Below are 759 nucleotides of genomic sequence, written 5' to 3'. Positions count from 1 at the left end.
GCTTTACCGGCCTTGATCTGGCTCTGAGCCTCACCTGGGGGCTTGTGTGCGAAGGCGTGCTGACCGAGGCCGACGCGCACCGCCTGTGGTGCCGCCGCCCGGGCGAAATTTTCGCCTTGCCGTGGAACGGCTTTATCCCCGGTGACCCGGCAGATTTCTTTTTGTTTGATCCGGACGAAACATGGCTTGCCTCACGGGAAACCATGTATTCCAAAAGCCTGAACACGCCCTTTCTGGGGCAGACATTGCGCGGGCGCGTCAAGCATCACTGGATGGAGGGCAAACAGCTCTTCTGACCCCCGCCCGTGCATAAACGGGGGTTCATATGCATCGAATATTGCAAGATAAAAGCCTCTTTCGTCCTCACTGCCTGATCAACGGGCAGTGGGGCGATGCGGCGGACAAAAGTGTAATAGACGTCATCAATCCGGCCAACGGCAAGCTGCTGGGGCATGTGCCCAACTGCGGAGAGATCGAGGCCCGGCATGCCGTGGAGTCCGCACATGCGGCCTTTGAAGCCTGGAAGGCCAAAAGCCCGCAGGAGCGCGGCGCCTATCTGCACGCCTGGGAACAGTCCATCCATGCCAATCTTGAAGACCTGGCCCGCCTGCTCACCCTCGAAGAAGGCAAGCCGCTGGCCGAGGCCAGGGCAGAGATCCTTCAGGGCGCTTCCTACTTTCCCTGGTATGCCGAAGAGGCGCGGCGGGTAAGCGGCGAGGTTGTACCCACGTTTCGCCACGGCGTTCAGGCGCTGACCCG

At 61.0% G+C, this 759-nt stretch carries 1 protein-coding gene and 1 pseudogene; both read left to right on the top strand.

Going from position 1 to position 759, the window contains the following annotated elements; all coding sequences use genetic code 11:
* Positions 1-296 (top strand): annotated as a pseudogene (locus V6C16_RS14615) (dihydroorotase); the annotation flags it as partial.
* Positions 297-325: 29 nt separating this feature from the next.
* On the top strand, positions 326-759 hold a 434-nt coding region (locus V6C16_RS14610; protein WP_333543611.1), incomplete at its 3' end, for an aldehyde dehydrogenase family protein.

The sequence above is a fragment of the Desulfovibrio sp. 1188_IL3213 genome (assembly GCF_036763145.1).
Classification (GTDB): Bacteria; Desulfobacterota; Desulfovibrionia; order Desulfovibrionales; family Desulfovibrionaceae; genus Desulfovibrio.
The sequence above is the reverse complement of the archived record's forward strand: the minus strand, read 5'-3'. Positions and strand labels throughout refer to the sequence as shown.